This is a genomic window from Achromobacter animicus (genome assembly GCF_040775605.1).
Taxonomy (GTDB): domain Bacteria; phylum Pseudomonadota; class Gammaproteobacteria; order Burkholderiales; family Burkholderiaceae_B; genus Achromobacter; species Achromobacter animicus.
In genome coordinates this window covers 6,083,788-6,103,225 of the sequence record NZ_JAYGJK010000001.1, presented here as the reverse complement: position 1 = coordinate 6,103,225, position 19,438 = coordinate 6,083,788, and the positions used below count along the sequence as shown (strand labels likewise).

Genomic DNA, 19,438 nt, shown 5'->3' with positions numbered 1-19,438 from the left:
CCGCGAGGCTGCGGTGGAAGCCTGAAAATAAAAAAGGCCGCTGATGCGAATCAGCGGCCTTTTTGCTTGCGAAAAGAACGGGTGCGGCAGGACTACCTGGCGGCCTGCGCGCGGGCGCGCTGGAAGACCGGTCCCCAGACCGGATGACCGGCTTCGGCGGGGGCGAGTTCAAATGCCGGATCCAGCACCAGGATACGCGCGAAGCTGTCCTCGCAAAGCTGGGTATAACGCGTCACGCAATAGCTGAACGCCTGAAGCTTATAGGCCTCTATGCGTACTGCTTTGGACGAGTTGGCCAGGGTATCGGACCGGGCAACGCCGCGGATGACTTCGCCATATTGACCGGCACTGTATTGGTCGCGCACCTGCTGCAGCTCGGCCAGGGCTTCGGCCGTCGGAGGGCTCTCGGGTTTCGGTTTAGAGATGCCCGCGCAACCGGCCAGGAGGGCCGATACGCCAAGCAGACTGCTCAGGATGCGAATTTTCATGGCTTCCAAAGATGTAGGGTGATGACGCAGTACGCTATCGTGCCACAGCCTGATGCGCTCGGACATTTTCGGCAATGTCCTGACCTTGCGGATTGGATAATATTCCGCCTAAATAGCCCCTGAACCCGTTTTGGCGCGCACGCGCAGCTTCGATGATGTCTACTCCCGCCGGCTTGTTGACGCCGCGTGGCCCCTTTTCCGGCGCCGCGCCGTTGGCCCTGCGCCCGTTGAGCGCCATTGCCGCCAGCGCGGCAGGCGGGGTGCCGGAGTCGCGCATCAAGCGGCTTCTCTCGGACCTTCTGCCGTCTCTCGTCGCACTGCATGCGCAGGGCGAAATCTGTGGCGACATTTCGCTCGAAACCGTCGGCATGGACGAGAACGCGCGCGCGCATCTGCTGCCCGAACTGGCGGTGGCGCGGTCGCGCCGTTCCAGCCGGACGCCGGCCGCCGGCTTCGCGCCGTTCGAGCTGTACACCGATTCAATGGAATGGCCGCGCGGCCCCTGGTCGGACATCTACTCCCTATGCGCGGTGGCGTACGCCCTGGTGATCGGCAGTCGGCCGCCGCCGGCGCCGGAACGCCGCGCCCACGACGAATACGAAGCGCTGGCGGACATGGGGCTGCCCAAGTACAGCCAGGAATTCCTGCGTGTCATCGATGCCGGAATGTCGATGGACACCAAGGCGCGGCCGCAGTCGTTGGCAGAGCTGGCCAGCCTGCTGGGCGTTGCGGCCTACGACGAACCCGAAGCGCCCGAAGACGAATTGGACGAAGTGGCCAAGGTCGCGCCCATGGCGGGTTTGCCGGAACGGCGCGAGCCCGCCCGCCGGCGGGGACCGTTGCTGTTCTGGCTGTTGATCCTGGCGCTCATCGGCGCAGGCGTCTACGCGTGGTTTCAGTGGGGCAAGGGTACGCCCAACGCCCTCATCACGCGCTCGGAAGTCGTGCAGCCGAATCCGCCCGTCGTGCATCCGTTGCCGCAGACTCCGCCGCCCGCGCCACCGCCGGCGCCAGCGGCCACCCAGGCGCCTGCGGATCTGCCGTCGTTGACGGCCAGCGGCGCCGCATCCGGCCAGCCAGCCGCCGCCGGGTCTGCCGCGACGGCCGCCGCCTCATCCGCGGGGGCGCAGTCAAATCCGGCGAGTACCGCCGAGGCGCCGCCAACCCCCGAAGTGCAGGGACCGGCGCCTCCCGCCGCGACTGAAGAAGCGCCCAAGCCCAAGCCGGTGCCGGTCACCGTGCGGCTGGACATCCGTCCATGGGGTGAAGTCTGGATCAACGGCGTGGCGCGCGGCATCAGCCCGCCCGTGAAGGACCTCAAGCTGATTCCGGGCAAGTACCAGGTGGTCGTGCGCAACGCCGACCTGCCGCCGTTGCGCATGACGCTCGAGGTCAAGCCGGGCAAGCCGGCGGTCATCTCGCACACCTTCCAGTAAATAAGGCGGACTACACCTTCGGCAGGTGCAGGATGAACTCGGAGCCGACGCCCGGTTCACTCTGCACCTCGATGCGCCCGCCATGCCGTTTGGCGACGGTGTGCACGAAAGCCAGTCCCAACCCGGCACCGCCCACATCCCCCCGCGTTTCAACGCCCACTCGCGCAAACGGTTCGAACAACCGGGCTACGTCCTGGGCCGCGATTCCCTGGCCTTGATCCTTGATGCGCACGCGCCAGAAGCTGGGCTGTTCATCAATGCCGCATTCGATCCGCGTGCCGCTGGCGCTGTACTTGATGGCGTTGTCGACCAGATTGCAGAGCGCGCGTATCAGCAGCGTCTGTTCGCCGCGGGTGTAGGCAACCGGGAGCGGCATCCGGGTCTCCAATGCGATGCCGCGTTTGTTGGCAGACGGCCAGAGATCGTCGACGGCGTCCTGCAGCAAACTGCCCAGATCCAGCTCGATGGTGCTGATCGGCATCGATTCGGCACGTGTCAGATGCACGAAGTCATCGACCAGCGTGAGCGTGCGATTGGCCAGCATCGCAATGCGCTCGAGCGTGTCGGGCCGCACTTCCTGCTGCCCGCCTTCCCGCGATAGCTCCACCAACGCAAGGATCGAGCTTTGCGGCGCGCGCATGTCGTGCGAGATGAAGCGCAGCGTTTCTTCGCGTTGACGCTCGGCCTGGCGAATGCTTGAGATGTCGGTCAGCGTGGCGACCGTGCCTGCGAACTGGCCCTCGGCCGTGTGGATAGGGGCGCATTTCAGGATCAGGTCGCGGCCGGCGCGGTCGCGCACTTCGACGTCCGCGCTCCAAGGCGAGGCGGCGTCGGCGGGCGGACGGCCGCTTAATGCCTCTGCCACGCGTGTCCGCGCCGCCTCGTCGGCGAGGGTATGTTCCAGCAGGTGCGCTGCCGGCCGGCCGATCCGAGGCGGACGGATGCCAAGCCGCTGGAAGAACAGGATGGCGGCCTGGTTGCGGAATCGCATGCGGCCTTCCTGGTCGAACACCAACGTCGCATCCGGCATGCCGTCCAGCCCGTCAGCCAGGAACCGCCGCAGGTTGCGCACTCGCGCCAGCGCACGCCGAAGTTCGCCGACCCGGCTCTCCAGCGACGCATTGGGATTGGCAAGCTGCACGCGGGCTTCGTTCAGGATCGGGGGGTATTCGCGCTGCAGGCGTTGCAGTTCCGTATCCATATAGCGCAGCGCGGCTTCCTGATTGCGCCAGCTCCAGAGCGGATAGCACAAGGCCACGCCTGCCAACGCTGCGGTCGGTGCAAACCACAGATAGGCCTGGGCAAGCAGCAGCCACGATGCAAGCGGGATGGCGGCCAGCAGCGCAAGGCTGACCAGCAGCGCCTTCTTGGGCGACAGGCGCCACAAGGCCAGGCTGGCGAGCAACACCGGCAATAGCGCGAAAAGCGCGCTCCACCAGGCAGGCGGCCGCTGGAAGGCGATGTCGTCCCGCGCGGCCTGCAGAACGTTGGCGATGATCTCCACGCCCGATATGCCGCTGACGTCGTGCGACACCGGCGTCGGATATTCGTCGCCCAGGCCCGTCGCCCAGGCGCCCACCAGCACGTACTTGCCGCGCAGCTCCTCGGGCGTCCAATCGCCCCGCAGCACCGAAAGATAGGAGACGGTCCGCACGTGGCCGGGCGGGCCTGCGTACGGGATCAGGATCCGTCCGTCGGCGTTTGCACGCTTGAGCAACCGTTGGGCGCGATCAGCTTCGCCGCCGACCTCGAGCATCGAGATGGCCAGATGATTTCTGCGGTCGCCGGCAAATTGCGCGGTGAGGGCGGCTTCGCGCACGACGCCGTCCGGGTCGATGACTGCATTGATGAAGCCGGTGGAGGCCGATGCCTGCGCCAATTCGGGGATCGGCAGGCCGATGGCCGTCGGGTTTTTCAGACGGTCCAGAACCACGGGCAGCACGGTGTGCGCGTTGCGCCGGATGCTGTCCGCCAGGATGGCATCGTCTGCGGCATTGATCTTGTCTGGCTCGGCAAAGATGAGATCCACCCCCACAGCCCGCGCGCCCGTCAGCCGGTCGAGCAAGGCCGCGTGGATGGCACGCCGCCACGGCCAGCGTCCCAGCGCGTCGATGCTCGCGTCGTCGATCGCCACGACCAGGATGTCCGGATCAGCCGGACGGCCCGTCATCATCACCGCGCGGTCGTAGAAGACCTGATCAAGACGGCCGAGCCCGTTGAAAGTGCCCAGGAAAGCGGCCAGCGCCGCCAACGCCAACGTCAGCCACAATCCGGACCGCCAGGACCGGTCGAGCGAGTCGGCGGGGGCGGCCATGGCGCCTGTCCTAGTACGCGGTCAGCGTCACAAGCCCGCCAGAGCCGCTGCCAACGCCAAGGCCGTACGACGTCATCAACATGTTCGCGCCCTCGAAGGATCGGACCGAATCAGCCCCGTGCAGGCCAAGCGCATCGACGGCGCGCACCGACACGTAGAACGTGCCGGGGCCCGGCGCGGAAAAGCGGATGTCGTTGGCGGGAAAGCTGGCGGACGACACGGGCAGCGCGCCATCGGCATCGCGCGAGACGCGAACCAGATAGCTTTGCGCCCCTTGGACCGGCGCAAACGGCACCGACCACGTGCCGCCGGCGCGTACCGGATCGCCCAATTGCGGCGCGGCGAGCAGCGGACGCAGGGCGGACATGGCGCCGTCGGCGCCCACCGCGGCGCCGTAACCTTGCGCCACCGCGACCGGCTTGGCGGGCGAATCGCCGGGCGCGTGCGCCTGCAAGCGCACGCTGCCTTCCAGGACTTCGCTATGGACGCCTTGCGCGCTGCTCTGCACGCGGAATCGCGTGCCGCGCACGCCCGTCACGGCGACCGGCGTGCGGATCTCGAAACGGCCCACGCCCTGGCCCGCTGGCGCGACGCTGGATTCCACGCTGCCGCGCCGCACATTGATCACCGAATCCGTCAGCGCAGTGCCTTCGAACTGGCGCAGGCGTGTGAGGTCCACCGCGCCGTTGGACGGCAACGTGAGCCGCGATCCGTCGGCAAGCTGCAGGGTGACGAAACCGTTGGGGGCGGTTTCCAGCGTGCTGCCTTCGGACACGGGCGTTCCGGGCTGCACGGACTTGCCATTCAGGCTGGCCTGACCGCTGACGTGCACGACCTGCGCCTGCGCGTCGCGCACCGGAATCATCGCCAGCGGGATGTGCAGTTCCAGCCCGATTGGCAGCAGTTCCGGGATGGTGACCTTGTTGAGCGTCTGCAACCGGTTCCAGTTGCCTTGGTTGCGTGTGTACTGCGTGGCCAGTTCGATCAGCGTCTCGCCCTGGCGCACGCGATGGATGAAGTCGTCGCCCAATGCGCCGGCGGGCTGGCTGTGCGCGGGGGCGGCCAGCATCATGCAGGAAGCCAGGACAAGCAGAGAAAGCGCGCGGAAGCGGCTCATGGCAAACGATTCTCCAGGGATTCGGGCGACGCCGTTACGGCGAGAGGTTCTGGCCGTCGTCGGACGGGCTGACCAGTTCGAGCCGGTAGCCAAGCGCATAAGAGGAGGTCAGGCGCACGCCGTGCTGCGGACGGAGCTGCAGCTTCTGCCGGATGTTCGACAGGTGCGTATCCAACGTGCGCGAGGTGGCGGGGATTTCGCGGTTCCAGACGCACTCGGCGAGCACGTCGCGCGACATGAGCCGGCCGACATTGCGAAAGAACAGCAGCGCCAGCTCGAATTCCTTCGGGGCCAGCGAAATCGCGACGTCGTCCAGCGAAATGGCGCGCGCCGCGGGGTCGACCCGATACCGCGCGACTTCAATGGTCTGGTCGACGGACTCGGCGATCTGGCTGCGGCGCAGCAGCGCCGCGACCCGTGCCAGAAGCTCGAGCGGACGCATCGGCTTGACGATGTAGTCGTCCGCGCCTGCACGCAGGCCTTCGACCAGATCATCCTCGGCCGACCGGTTGGTCAGGAAAATCACGGGAATGCGCGCGCCGATGTGTGTGCGCAGCCAGCGGACGACGTCGTCGCCGTCGATGTCGGGCAGGTGCCAGTCCAGCAGCACCAGGTCATACGTTTCAGTGCGAAGGGCGGCGAGCAGATCCCGGCTCTGGTGATAGCTGGTGCAAGCATAGCCGGCGGCGGTCAGAACTTGCTGGATGCGCCGAGCCTGGTCCAGGTCGTCTTCCAGCGACGCGATTTTCATTAGACGAGTTCTCGCGAAAGTTGGCTGCGCAGGCGCGCGTGTGGCGACCTAGCAAAACGAAGGGGAGATTTATGTAAACGAATGATAACTCGGGAAAACCCTTCGGCGGCTACGTTATGGCAAGAACTGTCAAACATTGCAAAGTTGACGAATCTTGACTGGAGTTGTTGCATAGGGCGAAGCCAAACTGTTCCAACGATGTCACCAGCCGCGGCACAGCAGGCGGTGCAAGGGGAGGGAATGCAGACCGGAACAGATATGAATCAATTGCGCATACTTGTGATGTCACCGGACGAAACCGTGCGCGGTTCGTCCGTGTCCACGCTGTTGCAGGCCGGCATCTCGGCTCGCGGGTGCTCGACCTCGTTGGAATTGTTCGGCCTGCTCAGCAGCGGCCACCACGACGCCGTGGTTCTGGACATCGGCGCGTCGGGCGAAATCGGTTACGCCCTCATTGCGCGGCTGCATGGCTCCGCACCGCTGGGCATCGTGGTTGTCGGCAAGGGCATGCCGGTGGACAGCCGCTTGCGCTGCCTGCAGAGCGGCGCCGATGCCTGCCTGCCCGATCCCCAGGATCCTCGGGAACTCGTCTGCATCTTGCTGGCGCTGGCGCGCCGCCTGCCGGCGGCCGCCGATCCCGCCGAGCCGCAGGACGCCGGCAGCGGCCGCTGGGAGCTCCACGACCAGGGCTGGACGCTGGCCGCCCCGAATGGCGTCACGCTGTCGCTGTCCGCCAACGAGCGCCTCATCGTTCGCGCCCTGCTGAACGTGGCGGGAAAGGCGGTCGACCGGGAAGCCCTGGGGAACGAATTGCAGGTGGAGGGGGGCGCTGCACGAGCCAGCAGCGCGCGCAGCATCGACGTTATCGTCAGCCGGCTGCGGCGCAAGGCCGAACAGGCAGGCGTGGTGTTGCCGATCCGCACGGTATACGGCAGCGGCTATCTTTTTACAGACCGCTAAACGCGCACGCTGTACACTCCGCGGATCCATGCCGGAGGGCAGGGATTGCCCGGATAGGGCGTCACGGCCGGCCGCACTTGCCGGTCCTCGATCTGCCCGCTACGTGGCCCCAATTTTCGCCAGCGGCGCTCAAATGCCCCGCTTTTCGCGCCAACTCGCCGCTGCGCGACACTTACAAAAAACTTTGACAGTAGCCCTTGATCTCAGTTATGCTAAAGGGCTTACTGCTTTATTTCGCGCGCAAAATCCGCACGCTCAGGCAGACAGTTCAGGATCAGGGCCCAAAGGCGCGTCACGAACCTTTGTCCTTGGCCCAGCTAGCACCAACTGTTTTTCTGGCTGCACCCGATTTTGTGCGTTTGTCATGGTTTGTTGGCAAGCCCGCTCTTTTACGTATTTGAACGTTTGAGGCGGTTTTGCGCGAACTGCCTTCTCCGAAAGCTCACCCGCTCCAGGAGACGAGTACGTAAGTACTTACCAGTGGTACGTAAAAGGGATTTCAAAGGTCATGCCTACCATTAGCCAACTCGTGCGCAAGCCGCGCGAAGTCAGCATCATCAAAAGCAAGAGCCCCGCGCTCGAAAACTGCCCGCAACGCCGCGGCGTGTGCACTCGCGTGTACACCACCACCCCCAAGAAGCCGAACTCCGCTCTGCGTAAGGTTGCCAAAGTGCGTCTGACCAACGGTTACGAAGTCATTTCGTACATCGGCGGTGAAGGCCACAACCTGCAAGAGCACTCGGTGGTTCTGGTGCGTGGCGGCCGTGTGAAGGACTTGCCCGGTGTGCGTTATCACATCGTGCGCGGTTCCCTTGACCTGCAAGGCGTCAAGGACCGTAAGCAAGCCCGCTCGAAGTACGGCGCCAAGCGCCCGAAGAAGGCTTAATAGCAAGTCGGCAGTACCCCCACGTGACGGAAGTCCGTCACCCGGGAAGTGCGACCGCGCCGTCCAGATGATGGGAAGGTGCGCGGCACGTAAGGGGTCGTCCCAATGGACGGCCATGGCCGTGTAACGAAACACGGTTCAACTGAACAGACACAAGGAAGCAACAATGCCCCGTCGTCGCGAAGTACCCAAGCGCGAGATTCTGCCCGATCCCAAGTTCGGCAGCGTCGAGCTCGCCAAGTTCATGAACGTCGTCATGCTGGACGGCAAGAAGGCCGTCGCCGAGCGCATCGTTTACGGCGCCCTCGAGCAAGTCGCCACCAAGACCGGCAAAGAGCCGATCGAGGTTTTCAGCCTGGCGATCAACAACATCAAGCCGATCGTCGAAGTCAAGAGCCGCCGCGTTGGCGGTGCCAACTACCAAGTGCCGGTTGAAGTGCGCCCCGTGCGCCGCCTGGCCCTGGCTATGCGTTGGCTCCGTGAAGCCGCCAAGAAGCGTGGCGAGAAGTCGATGGATCTGCGTCTTGCTGGCGAACTGATCGACGCCTCCGAAGGTCGTGGCGCCGCGATGAAGAAGCGCGAAGACACGCACAAGATGGCAGAGGCCAACAAGGCCTTCAGCCATTTCCGCTGGTAATTTAAGGACTAATCCACCATGGCCCGCAAAACCCCGATCGAGCGCTATCGCAACATTGGTATCTCTGCGCACATCGATGCAGGGAAGACCACCACGACCGAACGTATCCTGTTCTACACCGGCGTCAATCACAAGATTGGCGAAGTGCATGATGGCGCAGCCACCATGGACTGGATGGAGCAAGAGCAAGAGCGTGGCATCACCATTACGTCGGCTGCTACGACGGCGTTTTGGCGTGGCATGGCCGGCAACTACCCCGAGCACCGCATCAACATCATCGACACCCCGGGACACGTGGACTTCACCATCGAGGTGGAACGTTCCATGCGCGTCCTGGATGGTGCTTGCATGGTCTACTGCGCGGTGGGCGGTGTTCAGCCCCAGTCCGAAACCGTGTGGCGTCAAGCCAACAAGTACGGCGTGCCGCGTCTGGCCTTCGTCAACAAGATGGACCGCACCGGCGCCAACTTCTTCAAGGTCTATGACCAGCTGAAGAACCGCCTGCGCGCCAATCCCGTGCCGATCGTCATTCCCATTGGCGCCGAAGACACGTTCCAAGGCGTGGTCGACCTGGTCAAGATGAAGGCGATCATTTGGGACGAAGCCAGCCAAGGCACCAAGTTCGACTACAAGGACGTTCCGGCCGAGCTGGAAGGTCTGGCGAACGAATGGCGTGAAAAGCTGGTTGAAGCCGCCGCTGAGTCGTCGGAAGAGCTGATGAACAAGTACCTGGAAACGGGTTCCTTGGAAGAAGCCGAAATCAACCTGGCCATCCGTCAACGCACCATCGCTGGCGAAATCCAGCCGATGCTGTGCGGCACCGCCTTCAAGAACAAGGGCGTGCAGCGCATGCTGGACGCGGTCATCGACTACCTGCCTTCGCCCGTGGACATCCCCCCGGTCGACGGTCAGGACGACGATGGCAACGCCATCAAGCGCAATGCCGACGACACCGAGAAGTTCTCGGCCCTGGCATTCAAGCTGATGAGCGATCCGTTCGTGGGTCAATTGACCTTCGTGCGTGTGTACTCGGGCGTCCTGAAGTCGGGCGATACGGTCTACAACCCCATCAAGGGCAAGAAGGAACGTATCGGCCGCATTCTGCAGATGCACGCGAACAACCGCGAAGAAATCAAGGAAGTGTTGGCAGGCGACATCGCCGCCGTGGTCGGCCTGAAGGACGTGACCACCGGCGAAACGCTGTGCGACATCGACTCCCACATCCTGCTCGAACGCATGATTTTCCCGGAGCCCGTGATTTCGCAGGCCGTCGAACCCAAGTCGAAGGCTGACCAGGAAAAGATGGGTCTGGCGCTGTCGCGTCTGGCTCAGGAAGATCCGTCGTTCCGCGTGCGCAGCGACGAAGAATCCGGCCAAACCATCATTTCCGGCATGGGCGAGCTCCACCTGGAAATTCTGGTCGACCGCATGAAGCGCGAATTCGGCGTGGAAGCCAACGTCGGCAAGCCGCAAGTGGCCTACCGCGAAACCATCCGCAAGGTCTGCGAAGAAGTCGAAGGCAAGTTCGTCAAGCAGTCGGGCGGTCGTGGTCAGTACGGTCACGTTGTCCTGAAGGTCGAGCCCCTGGCTCCTGGCGGCGGCTACGAATTCGTGGACGCCATCAAGGGCGGTGTGGTTCCTCGCGAATACATCCCCGCGGTGGACAAGGGCATCCAGGAAACGCTGCCTTCGGGCATCCTGGCCGGCTACCCGGTCGTGGACGTCAAGGTCACGCTGTTCTTCGGTTCGTACCACGACGTCGACTCGAACGAAAACGCGTTCAAGATGGCCGGTTCGATGGCATTCAAGGAAGGCATGCGCAAGGCTAGCCCCGTGCTGCTGGAACCGATGATGGCCGTCGAAGTCGAAACGCCGGAAGACTACGCTGGCACCGTGATGGGCGATCTGTCCTCGCGTCGCGGCATGGTCCAAGGCATGGACGACATGGTTGGCGGTGGCAAGACCATCAAGGCTGAAGTGCCCCTGGCCGAGATGTTCGGTTACGCCACGAACCTGCGTTCGCTGACGCAAGGCCGTGCTACGTACACGATGGAATTCAAGCATTACTCCGAGGCTCCCAAGAACGTCGCTGACGAAGTCATCGCCGCTCGGGCCAAGTAAATAACCCTTGCCGGGTCCGTCCATCCGGACGGCCCCGGCAGAAATCAAGTTTCCTTGAAAGTCAAAGGATAGAGATCATGGCAAAAGGCAAGTTTGAACGTACCAAGCCGCACGTGAACGTGGGTACGATTGGTCACGTTGACCACGGCAAAACGACGTTGACGGCGGCGATCACGACCGTTCTGTCGACCAAGTTCGGCGGCGAAGCCAAGGGCTACGACCAGATCGATGCAGCTCCTGAAGAAAAGGCCCGCGGCATCACGATCAACACGGCTCACGTCGAGTACGAAACGGAAACGCGTCACTACGCGCACGTTGACTGCCCGGGCCACGCTGACTACGTCAAGAACATGATCACGGGCGCCGCCCAGATGGACGGCGCGATCCTGGTCGTGTCGGCCGCTGACGGCCCCATGCCGCAAACGCGTGAGCACATCCTGCTGAGCCGCCAGGTTGGCGTGCCGTACATCATCGTCTTCCTGAACAAGGCTGACATGGTTGACGACGCCGAGCTGCTCGAGCTGGTGGAAATGGAAGTTCGCGAACTGCTGTCCAAGTACGACTTCCCGGGCGACGACACCCCGATCGTCAAGGGTTCGGCCAAGCTGGCGCTGGAAGGCGACAAGGGCGAACTGGGCGAACAGGCCATCCTGTCGCTGGCTGCTGCGCTGGATTCGTACATCCCGACGCCTGAGCGTGCCATCGACGGCGCGTTCCTGATGCCCGTGGAAGACGTGTTCTCGATCTCGGGGCGCGGCACCGTGGTGACCGGCCGTATCGAACGCGGCATCATCAAGGTCGGCGAAGAAATCGAAATCGTCGGTATCGTTCCGACGGTCAAGACGACCTGCACGGGCGTGGAAATGTTCCGCAAGCTGCTGGACCAAGGTCAAGCCGGCGACAACGTGGGCATCCTGCTGCGCGGCACCAAGCGTGAAGACGTCCAGCGCGGTCAAGTTCTGGCCAAGCCGGGCTCGATCACCCCGCACACGGACTTCACGTCCGAGGTGTACATCCTGTCCAAGGAAGAAGGCGGACGCCACACCCCGTTCTTCAACGGCTATCGTCCCCAGTTCTACTTCCGCACGACGGACGTGACCGGCACGATCGACCTGCCGGCCGACAAGGAAATGGTTCTGCCGGGCGACAACGTGACGATGACCGTCAAGCTGCTGGCCCCGATCGCCATGGAAGAAGGTCTGCGTTTCGCCATCCGTGAAGGCGGTCGTACCGTCGGCGCCGGCGTCGTCGCCAAGATCCTGAAGTAATTCGGATCTATTAAGCAGCACCCAACCAGCGAGGGCGTGATCCCGCCCTCGCGTCTCGTTCTTTAGGAAACGCCATGAAAAACCAAAAGATCCGCATCCGCTTGAAAGCCTTCGATTACAAGCTGATCGATCAATCGGCCGCCGAAATCGTCGACACCGCCAAGCGCACGGGCGCTGTCGTCCGCGGTCCGGTGCCGCTGCCCACGCGTATCCGTCGCTACGACGTTCTGCGTTCGCCGCACGTCAACAAGACGTCGCGTGACCAGTTCGAAATCCGTACCCATCAGCGCCTGATGGACATCGTTGATCCCACCGACAAGACCGTTGACGCCCTGATGCGTCTGGACCTGCCGGCCGGCGTCGACGTCGAAATCGCGCTGCAGTAAGACGCTCCGGGCCTGCTACCTTCGCCGGCAGGTTCGTAAAAAAAATGGCCGCACTCCCTCGGGATTGCGGCCATTTTGTTTTGGCGTTCCGGCCCGGACCAGCATGTAAGCATGTGCTCACTACCTGCTCAAACGACGCTGGAAGGCAGCGTGCCCGCCAGGCCGCGCAAACCGTGGCAAAAATGCCCACCGAGGCATGGCTTGAATCCGCTAAGTGCTTGTGCCGCTTAGAAAAAACATGCTAATATGCGAAGCTTGCCATTTTGTGGCAAGTCTAACTATGGACAAAGCCCAGGCCACCTTGCTGTTTGAGGGCGCTGCGCCTAGTCCAGGTTGAACATAGTCGTAGGGCAAAGGCCGTTACCTTTTGCCTGATTAGCCCCGACCAATCGCAGTCGGGAATGGAGAAAACGATGTCGAATTCGACACCCACGCCCGCCGCTCACCGGCTGGGGCTGGTGGGTCGCAAGGTCGGCATGACCCGCATTTTTACCGAGGAAGGTGAATCCATCCCGGTGACCGTGCTGGACGTGTCCAACAACCGCGTGACCCAAGTTAAGTCGCTGGAAACCGACGGCTACGCCGCCATCCAGGTGGCTTATGGCACTCGTCGTGCCTCGCGTGTGGCTCAGCCGCAAACGGGCCACTACGCCAAGGCCGGCGCTGAAGCCGGTAGCATCCTCAAAGAATTCCGCCTTGATCCCGCTCGCGCCGCTGAATTTGCGGCCGGTTCCGTGATCGCCGTGGAATCCGTGTTCGAAGCCGGCCAACAGGTCGACGTCACGGGCACGACCATTGGTAAAGGCTTCGCCGGTACCATCAAGCGTCACAACTTCGGTTCGCAGCGCGCGTCGCACGGTAACTCCCGTTCGCACCGCGTTCCGGGCTCGATTGGTCAAGCACAAGATCCGGGCCGCATTTTCCCGGGTAAGCGCATGGCCGGTCACCTGGGTGACGTCACCCGCACCGTTCAAAACCTCGACGTCGTTCGCGTTGACGTTGAGCGCGGCCTGCTGCTGGTCAAGGGCGCTGTCCCCGGCCACGCTGGCGCCGACATCGTTGTGCGCCCGGCCATCAAGGCCCCGGCCAAGAAGGGAGCGTAAGTAAATGGATCTCAAGCTCCTGAACGACCAAGGTCAGGCCGCTGCTACGTTCAGCGCGCCGGACACGATCTTCGGCCGTGACTTCAACGAAGCGCTGATTCACCAGATCGTCGTGGCTTTCCAAGCCAACGCGCGTTCCGGCAATCGTGCTCAGAAGGACCGTACGGAAGTCAAGCACTCCACCAAGAAGCCCTGGCGTCAAAAGGGTACCGGCCGCGCTCGCGCTGGTATGACTTCGTCGCCGCTGTGGCGTGGTGGTGGTCGGACTTTCCCGAACTCGCCCGAAGAGAACTTCAGCCAGAAGGTCAACAAGAAGATGTACCGCGCCGGGATCCGTTCGATCCTGTCGCAGCTCGCTCGCGAAGACCGCATCGCCGTCGTTGAATCGTTTGATCTGGAATCGCCCAAGACCAAGGCTGCCGCTGCAAAGCTGAAGAGCCTGGGCCTGGACTCGGTCCTGATCATCACCGACAGCGTCGATGAAAATGTTTACCTCGCCACCCGCAACCTGCCGCACGTTGCCGTTGTCGAGCCCCGTTATGCCGATCCGTTGTCGCTGGTCCACTACAAGAAAGTGCTGATCACCAAGCCGGCCATCGCTCAACTCGAGGAGATGCTGGGATGAACGCTGAACGCTTGATGCAAGTCATTCTGGCTCCGATCGTGACCGAAAAGGCCACGTTCGTCGCTGAGAAGAATCAGCAAGTCGCTTTCCGTGTCGTGGCTGACGCTACCAAGCCGGAAATCAAGGCTGCCGTCGAACTGCTCTTCAAGGTGCAGGTCGAGTCCGTGCAGGTCCTCAACCGTAAGGGCAAAGTCAAGCGCTTTGGCCGATTCGTTGGCCGTCGCCGTAATGAGCGCAAGGCTTACGTCTCGCTCAAGGACGGCCAGGAAATCGACTTTGCGGAGGTGAAGTAAATGGCCCTCGTAAAAGTTAAGCCGACTTCGGCAGGCCGCCGTGGCATGGTGAAGGTTGTCAGCCCGAACCTGCACAAGGGTGAGCCCTACGCGCCGCTGCTCGAAAAGAAGACCCGTGGTTCTGGCCGTAACAACAACGGTCACATCACGATCCGTCATCGTGGCGGTGGTCACAAGCAGCACTACCGTATCGTCGACTTCCGTCGCGATAAGGACGGCATCCCGGCAAAGGTCGAGCGTCTGGAATATGACCCCAACCGTACGGCGCACATCGCTCTGCTGTGCTACGCCGACGGCGAACGTCGTTACATCATCGCTCCCCGTGGCCTGGAAGTCGGTGCGACCGTGCTGTCGGGCACCGATGCTCCGATCCGCGCTGGCAACACGCTGCCGATCCGCAACATCCCGGTCGGTACGACGATCCACTGCGTCGAAATGCTCCCCGGCAAGGGTGCCCAGATGGTCCGCTCGGCTGGCGCTTCCGCCGTCCTGCTGGCTCGCGAAGGCATCTACGCTCAGGTGCGTCTGCGCTCGGGTGAAGTCCGCCGTGTGCACATCGAATGCCGCGCCACCATCGGTGAAGTCGGTAACGAAGAACACAGCCTGCGCCAAATCGGCAAGGCCGGTGCAATGCGTTGGCGCGGTGTCCGCCCGACCGTTCGTGGCGTTGCCATGAACCCGGTGGATCACCCGCACGGTGGCGGCGAAGGCCGTACCGGTGAAGCACGCGAGCCGGTCAGCCCGTGGGGCACTCCGTCGAAGGGTTACAAGACCCGTCGCAACAAGCGGACGAACAATATGATCGTCCAACGGCGCAAGCGCAAGTAAGAGGCGAACACTATGTCACGTTCGATCAAGAAAGGCCCGTTTGTCGATGCTCACCTGATCAAAAAGGTGGACACGGCCGTCGCGGGCAAAGACAAGAAGCCGATCAAGACCTGGTCGCGTCGTTCCACGATCCTGCCCGAGTTCATCGGTCTGACGATCGCTGTGCACAACGGCAAGCAGCATGTTCCCGTTTATATCAACGAGAACATGGTCGGTCACAAGCTGGGCGAGTTCGCGCTGACCCGTACGTTCAAGGGTCACGCCGCGGACAAGAAGGCGAAGAGGTAAGCGATGGAAACTACTGCCATTATCCGTGGGGTTCACATCTCCGCTCAGAAGACCCGTTTGGTTGCGGACCTGATCCGTGGCCAGAAGGTCGGCCGTGCGCTGGAAATCCTCACCTTCTCGCCGAAGAAGGCTGCCGTCATCCTGAAGAAGGCTGTCGAGTCCGCCATCGCCAACGCCGAGCACAACGACGGCGCCGACATCGACGAACTGAAAGTCACCACGATCTTCGTGGACAAGGCTCAGTCGATGAAGCGCTTCTCCGCTCGCGCCAAGGGCCGCGGCAACCGTATCGAGAAGCAGACCTGCCACATCACGGTCAAGGTCGGAGCTTAAGGAGTCACGATGGGTCAGAAAATTCACCCCACTGGGTTCCGTCTCGCGGTCACCCGTAATTGGTCCTCGCGTTGGTTCGCCGACGACAAGGCCTTCGGCTCGATGCTGGCCGAAGACATTCGCGTTCGCGAGTACCTGAAGAAGAAGCTCAAGAGCGCCTCCGTTGGTCGCGTGATCATCGAGCGTCCCGCCAAGAATGCCCGCATCACCGTCTACTCGGCTCGTCCGGGCGTGGTGATCGGCAAGCGCGGCGAGGACATCGAAAGCCTGAAGGCTGATCTGCAGCGTCTGATGGGCGTGCCCGTGCACGTCAACATCGAAGAAATCCGCAAGCCGGAAACCGATGCTCAACTGATCGCCGACTCGATCTCGCAACAGCTCGAGAAGCGCATCATGTTCCGCCGCGCCATGAAGCGCGCGATGCAGAACGCCATGCGTCTGGGTGCCCAAGGCATCAAGATCATGAGCTCGGGCCGTCTGAACGGTATCGAAATTGCTCGCACCGAGTGGTATCGCGAAGGCCGTGTGCCGCTGCACACCCTCAAGGCCAACATCGACTACGGCACCTCGGAAGCCCACACCACGTACGGCGTGATCGGCATCAAGGTCTGGGTCTACAAGGGCGACATGCTGGCCAACGGCGAATTGCCGCCGGAAACCGCAGCCCCGCGTGAAGAAGAACGTCGTCCGCGCCGCGCTCCGCGTGGTGATCGTCCGGACGGTGCTCGCACCGGTCGTCCGGGTGGTCGTGGCCGCGCTCCCCGCAAGGCGGACGCTGCTCCGGCGCCTGAAGGAGAATAACCATGCTGCAACCCTCCCGCAGAAAGTATCGCAAAGAGCAGAAGGGCCGCAACACCGGTCTGGCGACTCGTGGCACCCACGTGTCGTTCGGCGAGTTCGGCCTGAAGGCTACCGGCCGTGGCCGTCTGACCGCCCGTCAGATCGAAGCTGCTCGTCGCGCCATCAATCGTCACATCAAGCGTGGCGGCCGTATCTGGATTCGCATTTTCCCGGATAAGCCCATCTCGCAGAAGCCTGCCGAAGTCCGTATGGGTAACGGTAAGGGCAACCCGGAGTACTGGGTTGCTGAAATCCAGCCCGGCAAGGTGCTCTACGAAATGGAAGGGGTTAGCGAAGAGCTCGCGCGTGAAGCTTTCCGCCTGGCCGCTGCCAAGCTGCCGATTTCGACCACGTTCGTCGCGCGTCATATCGGTGCTTAAGGAGTACTAACATGAAAGCTAGCGAACTCCGTTCGAAAGACGCCGCCGAGCTCGGCAAAGAGCTCGAAAGCCTGCTGAAGGCCCAATTCGGTCTGCGCATGCAGAAAGCCACGCAGCAACTGGCCAACACCAGCCAGCTGCGCAACGTGCGCCGCGACATCGCTCGCGTCCGCACCTTGCTGACCGAGAAGGCAGGGAAATAAAGATGAGCGAAACTCAAAACACCCAAGTGGCCAAGCGCCAGCGCACGCTGGTTGGCAAGGTCGTCAGCAACAAGATGGACAAGACTGTCGTCGTTCTGGTTGAGCGCCGCGTCAAGCACCCCATCTTTGGCAAGATCATCATGCGTTCCGCGAAGTACAAGGCGCACGATGAATCGAACCAGTACAACGAAGGCGATACGGTTGAAATCGCTGAAGGCCGTCCCATCTCGCGCTCGAAGTCGTGGCGTGTGGTGCGTCTGGTTGAAGCCGCACGTATTATCTAAGTGAAAGCTGCACCTCGGAACGGTTCGCCGTTCTGATATAAAACGGCAAGGGCCAAAACCCTTGCCGTTTTTTTATGTCTCGCATTTGGGAATTCTGTAGGGAAGCATGGTCATCGTCCGCAAATCAGCCGGGCTTGCCGTCGCCATCGCGTGCTTGATGGCAATGGCCGCCGGCGCCGCGTTCGCGCAGGAGCGAGGCGCGCCCATGCCGTCCGCCGGCAGCGCCGCGCCTGGTGCGGGCGAGGCTGCCATTGCCGGCACGTTTCCCGCTCCGATGTTGCCAAGCTCCACTGCCGGCGTACGTGGCGCGAACGCAACCGAGGGTGCACCGCCTGCGGCGCGCGGTTCCACGCCACCGCCGACGGATACGACGACGCTCGGCAAGCAACTGCTCAATGCCGGGCCGGATCCGCGGGTTCAATTGGATGGAAGATCCAAAGATCATGCCGCCATCTTCGGTACCGAAGACGAAGACGAGCAGGGTTTGCTGGACCAGGAACGCGCATTGCAGGCGCAGCGAGACCAGCTGAAGGTATTGGAGCGCGTGCTGAACGCCCCGCCGCCAAATGCGGATCCGCACCCACCGGCCATGATTCCGCTGATCCCCGGCGGTCAGATGACCATGCCGCCCTTGATGCCCACGCCGTCGGGTTCTCAACTGAATCGCACCAGCACTCAGACGCAGCGCAGCGTGGACGACATGCAGCGGCGCGTCGATGAGTTGAGGCGTGGTGCCGATGCGCTCAGGCAGAGCGGACGCTAGCCCAGGGCCTTAGGCCGGACGACAGACGCGCGGAACTCGATGTTGTTCCGCGGCACTGCCTATGGGCGCCGAGCAAACTCCCGCAGCCGTCCGGCGACGCCAGTCGGAAAGTAATACACCGACAGCACGAACAGAATTCCGAGCCAGAGCAGCCAGCGGTCCGGCTCGAACAGCAGGGCCAGCGGGGGGATGCCCGCCACGACCTCATGCACGGCATGCAAGCCGTCCTGCAGATAGCTCTGCGCGAACACGAACAGGCTCGCACCGACCACTGCGCCGTACATGGTGCCCATTCCGCCGATCACGACCATCAGCAGGATGTTGAGCATGATCTCGAACGACAACGTCGTGTCCGGGCCGTTGTAGCGCATCCAAAGCGCGTAAAGCGCGCCCGCCAGCGTCGCGAACGCCGCCGCAAGCAGGTTCGACAGGCTGCGGTAAAGCACCGTGCGGTAGCCGATCGCTTCGGCGCGGAAAGGATTCTCGCGAATCGCCTGCAGCACGCGGCCGAATGGCGAATTCACGATGCGCATCAACATCAGGAAGAGCACCACGCAGACCGCCGCGATCAGGTAGTAAGTGATGATCCGTCCGTCGACTGTGACGCCAAACAGGGGTTCGGAAAGCGGACGGAACGCCGGTCGCAACATCTGCGGAACCTTGAAGTTCAGGCCATCCTCGCCACCGGTCAATTCCGACAACTGCGACACCAGCGTCTGAAACGCCGCAGCGACGGCCAAGGTGATCATCGCGTAGAAAATGGCGCGCACGCGCAGACTGGCCAGGCCGATCAGCAAGGCGAAGGCGAGCGACACGGCCAGTCCGGCCGCGGTCCCGGCAAACACCGCCGTCCAGCCGGGTTCCATGCGTATGCTGGCGATCGCCACGCCGTACGCGCCGATGCCAAAGAACATGGTGTGCGCGAAGCTGACGATGCCCGTGTATCCCAGCAGCAGGTCGTAGCTGGCAACCAGAACGATGAAGACGAGGATCTTCGCCGCGACGGCCAATGCCTTGGGGCCGGGAAACAGGAAGGGCGCTGCGGCCAGCGCGGCCACGATTGCCATGAGCAGCAGCGCCAGGATCGCGCTGCGCGGAGGATCGCCGGAAAGCAGGCGAAACGACATGTCGGCG

Annotated in this window: 23 protein-coding genes; 18 read left to right on the top strand and 5 right to left on the bottom strand. The window is 62.9% G+C overall.

What is annotated here, in order from left to right; translation table 11 throughout:
- Positions 1–92: 92 nt before the first annotated feature.
- Positions 93–488: a TssQ family T6SS-associated lipoprotein gene (locus AB3147_RS27985; RefSeq protein ID WP_367353605.1), complete on the bottom strand. Its 396-nt coding sequence runs from the start codon at positions 486–488 to the stop codon at positions 93–95.
- A 155-nt stretch (positions 489–643) separates the two neighbouring features.
- Between AB3147_RS27985 and AB3147_RS27980 the strand changes: the two genes are divergently transcribed.
- The gene (locus tag AB3147_RS27980) at positions 644–1,924 is read left to right on the top strand and encodes a serine/threonine-protein kinase (protein ID WP_367353604.1); all 1,281 of its coding nucleotides are present in this window, start codon (positions 644–646) and stop codon (positions 1,922–1,924) included.
- Positions 1,925–1,934: 10 nt separating this feature from the next.
- On the opposite strand, the gene AB3147_RS27975 is transcribed toward AB3147_RS27980, so the two are convergent.
- From AB3147_RS27975 to AB3147_RS27965, 3 genes are read right to left on the bottom strand one after another with little or no spacing between them, the layout of a single operon-like run.
- Positions 1,935–4,238 carry a CHASE2 domain-containing protein gene (locus AB3147_RS27975; RefSeq protein WP_218342497.1) on the bottom strand — a complete coding sequence of 768 codons (2,304 nt, stop codon included), beginning with the start codon at positions 4,236–4,238 and terminating at the stop codon, positions 1,935–1,937.
- Between the two features lie 10 nt (positions 4,239–4,248).
- A complete protein-coding gene (locus tag AB3147_RS27970; RefSeq protein WP_367353481.1) occupies positions 4,249–5,355 on the bottom strand; it encodes a FecR domain-containing protein in 1,107 nt (368 codons plus the stop codon).
- A 34-nt stretch (positions 5,356–5,389) separates the two neighbouring features.
- Positions 5,390–6,106 (bottom strand): response regulator transcription factor, encoded by a 717-nt coding sequence (locus AB3147_RS27965; RefSeq protein WP_367353480.1) that lies wholly within the window; start codon positions 6,104–6,106, stop codon positions 5,390–5,392.
- 282 nt (positions 6,107–6,388) lie between these two features.
- Between AB3147_RS27965 and AB3147_RS27960 the strand changes: the two genes are divergently transcribed.
- The 17 genes from AB3147_RS27960 (at position 6,389) to AB3147_RS27880 (ending at position 18,304) form a co-directional block, all read left to right on the top strand.
- On the top strand, positions 6,389–7,066 hold the full coding sequence (locus tag AB3147_RS27960; protein ID WP_438861014.1) for a winged helix-turn-helix domain-containing protein: 678 nt from the start codon (positions 6,389–6,391) through the stop codon (positions 7,064–7,066).
- Positions 7,067–7,574: 508 nt separating this feature from the next.
- Entirely contained in the window at positions 7,575–7,952 is a 378-nt protein-coding gene (gene rpsL, locus AB3147_RS27955) for a 30S ribosomal protein S12 (RefSeq protein WP_005017264.1), read from the top strand.
- Between the two features lie 166 nt (positions 7,953–8,118).
- Positions 8,119–8,589 (top strand): 30S ribosomal protein S7, encoded by a 471-nt coding sequence (rpsG, locus tag AB3147_RS27950; RefSeq protein ID WP_006389600.1) that lies wholly within the window; start codon positions 8,119–8,121, stop codon positions 8,587–8,589.
- 18 nt (positions 8,590–8,607) lie between these two features.
- Positions 8,608–10,710, top strand: a complete 2,103-nt coding sequence (gene fusA, locus AB3147_RS27945; RefSeq protein WP_175124791.1) for an elongation factor G — start codon at positions 8,608–8,610, stop codon at positions 10,708–10,710.
- A 77-nt stretch (positions 10,711–10,787) separates the two neighbouring features.
- Positions 10,788–11,978 carry an elongation factor Tu gene (gene tuf / locus AB3147_RS27940; protein WP_063953628.1) on the top strand — a complete coding sequence of 397 codons (1,191 nt, stop codon included), beginning with the start codon at positions 10,788–10,790 and terminating at the stop codon, positions 11,976–11,978.
- Between the two features lie 74 nt (positions 11,979–12,052).
- Complete coding sequence (gene rpsJ / locus AB3147_RS27935; RefSeq protein WP_003806903.1) at positions 12,053–12,364, top strand: 30S ribosomal protein S10; 312 nt, start codon at positions 12,053–12,055, stop codon at positions 12,362–12,364.
- A gap of 413 nt (positions 12,365–12,777) precedes the next feature.
- On the top strand, positions 12,778–13,467 hold the full coding sequence (rplC, locus tag AB3147_RS27930; RefSeq protein WP_008168945.1) for a 50S ribosomal protein L3: 690 nt from the start codon (positions 12,778–12,780) through the stop codon (positions 13,465–13,467).
- Between the two features lie 4 nt (positions 13,468–13,471).
- Positions 13,472–14,092 carry a 50S ribosomal protein L4 gene (gene rplD, locus AB3147_RS27925; RefSeq protein ID WP_008168948.1) on the top strand — a complete coding sequence of 207 codons (621 nt, stop codon included), beginning with the start codon at positions 13,472–13,474 and terminating at the stop codon, positions 14,090–14,092.
- Positions 14,089–14,385 carry a 50S ribosomal protein L23 gene (rplW, locus tag AB3147_RS27920; RefSeq protein WP_006216557.1) on the top strand — a complete coding sequence of 99 codons (297 nt, stop codon included), beginning with the start codon at positions 14,089–14,091 and terminating at the stop codon, positions 14,383–14,385. Before rplD ends, rplW begins: the two co-directional genes overlap by 4 nt.
- A complete protein-coding gene (gene rplB / locus AB3147_RS27915; RefSeq protein ID WP_056327037.1) occupies positions 14,386–15,213 on the top strand; it encodes a 50S ribosomal protein L2 in 828 nt (275 codons plus the stop codon).
- 12 nt (positions 15,214–15,225) lie between these two features.
- Positions 15,226–15,501 carry a 30S ribosomal protein S19 gene (gene rpsS / locus AB3147_RS27910; RefSeq protein ID WP_006216555.1) on the top strand — a complete coding sequence of 92 codons (276 nt, stop codon included), beginning with the start codon at positions 15,226–15,228 and terminating at the stop codon, positions 15,499–15,501.
- Between the two features lie 3 nt (positions 15,502–15,504).
- Complete coding sequence (gene rplV, locus AB3147_RS27905; RefSeq protein ID WP_006227021.1) at positions 15,505–15,834, top strand: 50S ribosomal protein L22; 330 nt, start codon at positions 15,505–15,507, stop codon at positions 15,832–15,834.
- Between the two features lie 9 nt (positions 15,835–15,843).
- Positions 15,844–16,635 carry a 30S ribosomal protein S3 gene (gene rpsC / locus AB3147_RS27900; RefSeq protein ID WP_008168950.1) on the top strand — a complete coding sequence of 264 codons (792 nt, stop codon included), beginning with the start codon at positions 15,844–15,846 and terminating at the stop codon, positions 16,633–16,635.
- Positions 16,636–16,637: 2 nt separating this feature from the next.
- Complete coding sequence (rplP, locus tag AB3147_RS27895; RefSeq protein ID WP_006389610.1) at positions 16,638–17,054, top strand: 50S ribosomal protein L16; 417 nt, start codon at positions 16,638–16,640, stop codon at positions 17,052–17,054.
- An 11-nt stretch (positions 17,055–17,065) separates the two neighbouring features.
- Complete coding sequence (gene rpmC / locus AB3147_RS27890; RefSeq protein WP_003806912.1) at positions 17,066–17,257, top strand: 50S ribosomal protein L29; 192 nt, start codon at positions 17,066–17,068, stop codon at positions 17,255–17,257.
- A 2-nt stretch (positions 17,258–17,259) separates the two neighbouring features.
- A complete protein-coding gene (gene rpsQ, locus AB3147_RS27885; protein ID WP_006216549.1) occupies positions 17,260–17,541 on the top strand; it encodes a 30S ribosomal protein S17 in 282 nt (93 codons plus the stop codon).
- Between the two features lie 106 nt (positions 17,542–17,647).
- A complete protein-coding gene (locus AB3147_RS27880; RefSeq protein WP_367353479.1) occupies positions 17,648–18,304 on the top strand; it encodes a hypothetical protein in 657 nt (218 codons plus the stop codon).
- A gap of 59 nt (positions 18,305–18,363) precedes the next feature.
- Here the strand turns inward: AB3147_RS27880 and AB3147_RS27875 are convergent, their stop codons facing one another.
- A complete protein-coding gene (locus AB3147_RS27875; protein ID WP_367353478.1) occupies positions 18,364–19,431 on the bottom strand; it encodes a branched-chain amino acid ABC transporter permease in 1,068 nt (355 codons plus the stop codon).
- Positions 19,432–19,438: the final 7 nt, after the last annotated feature.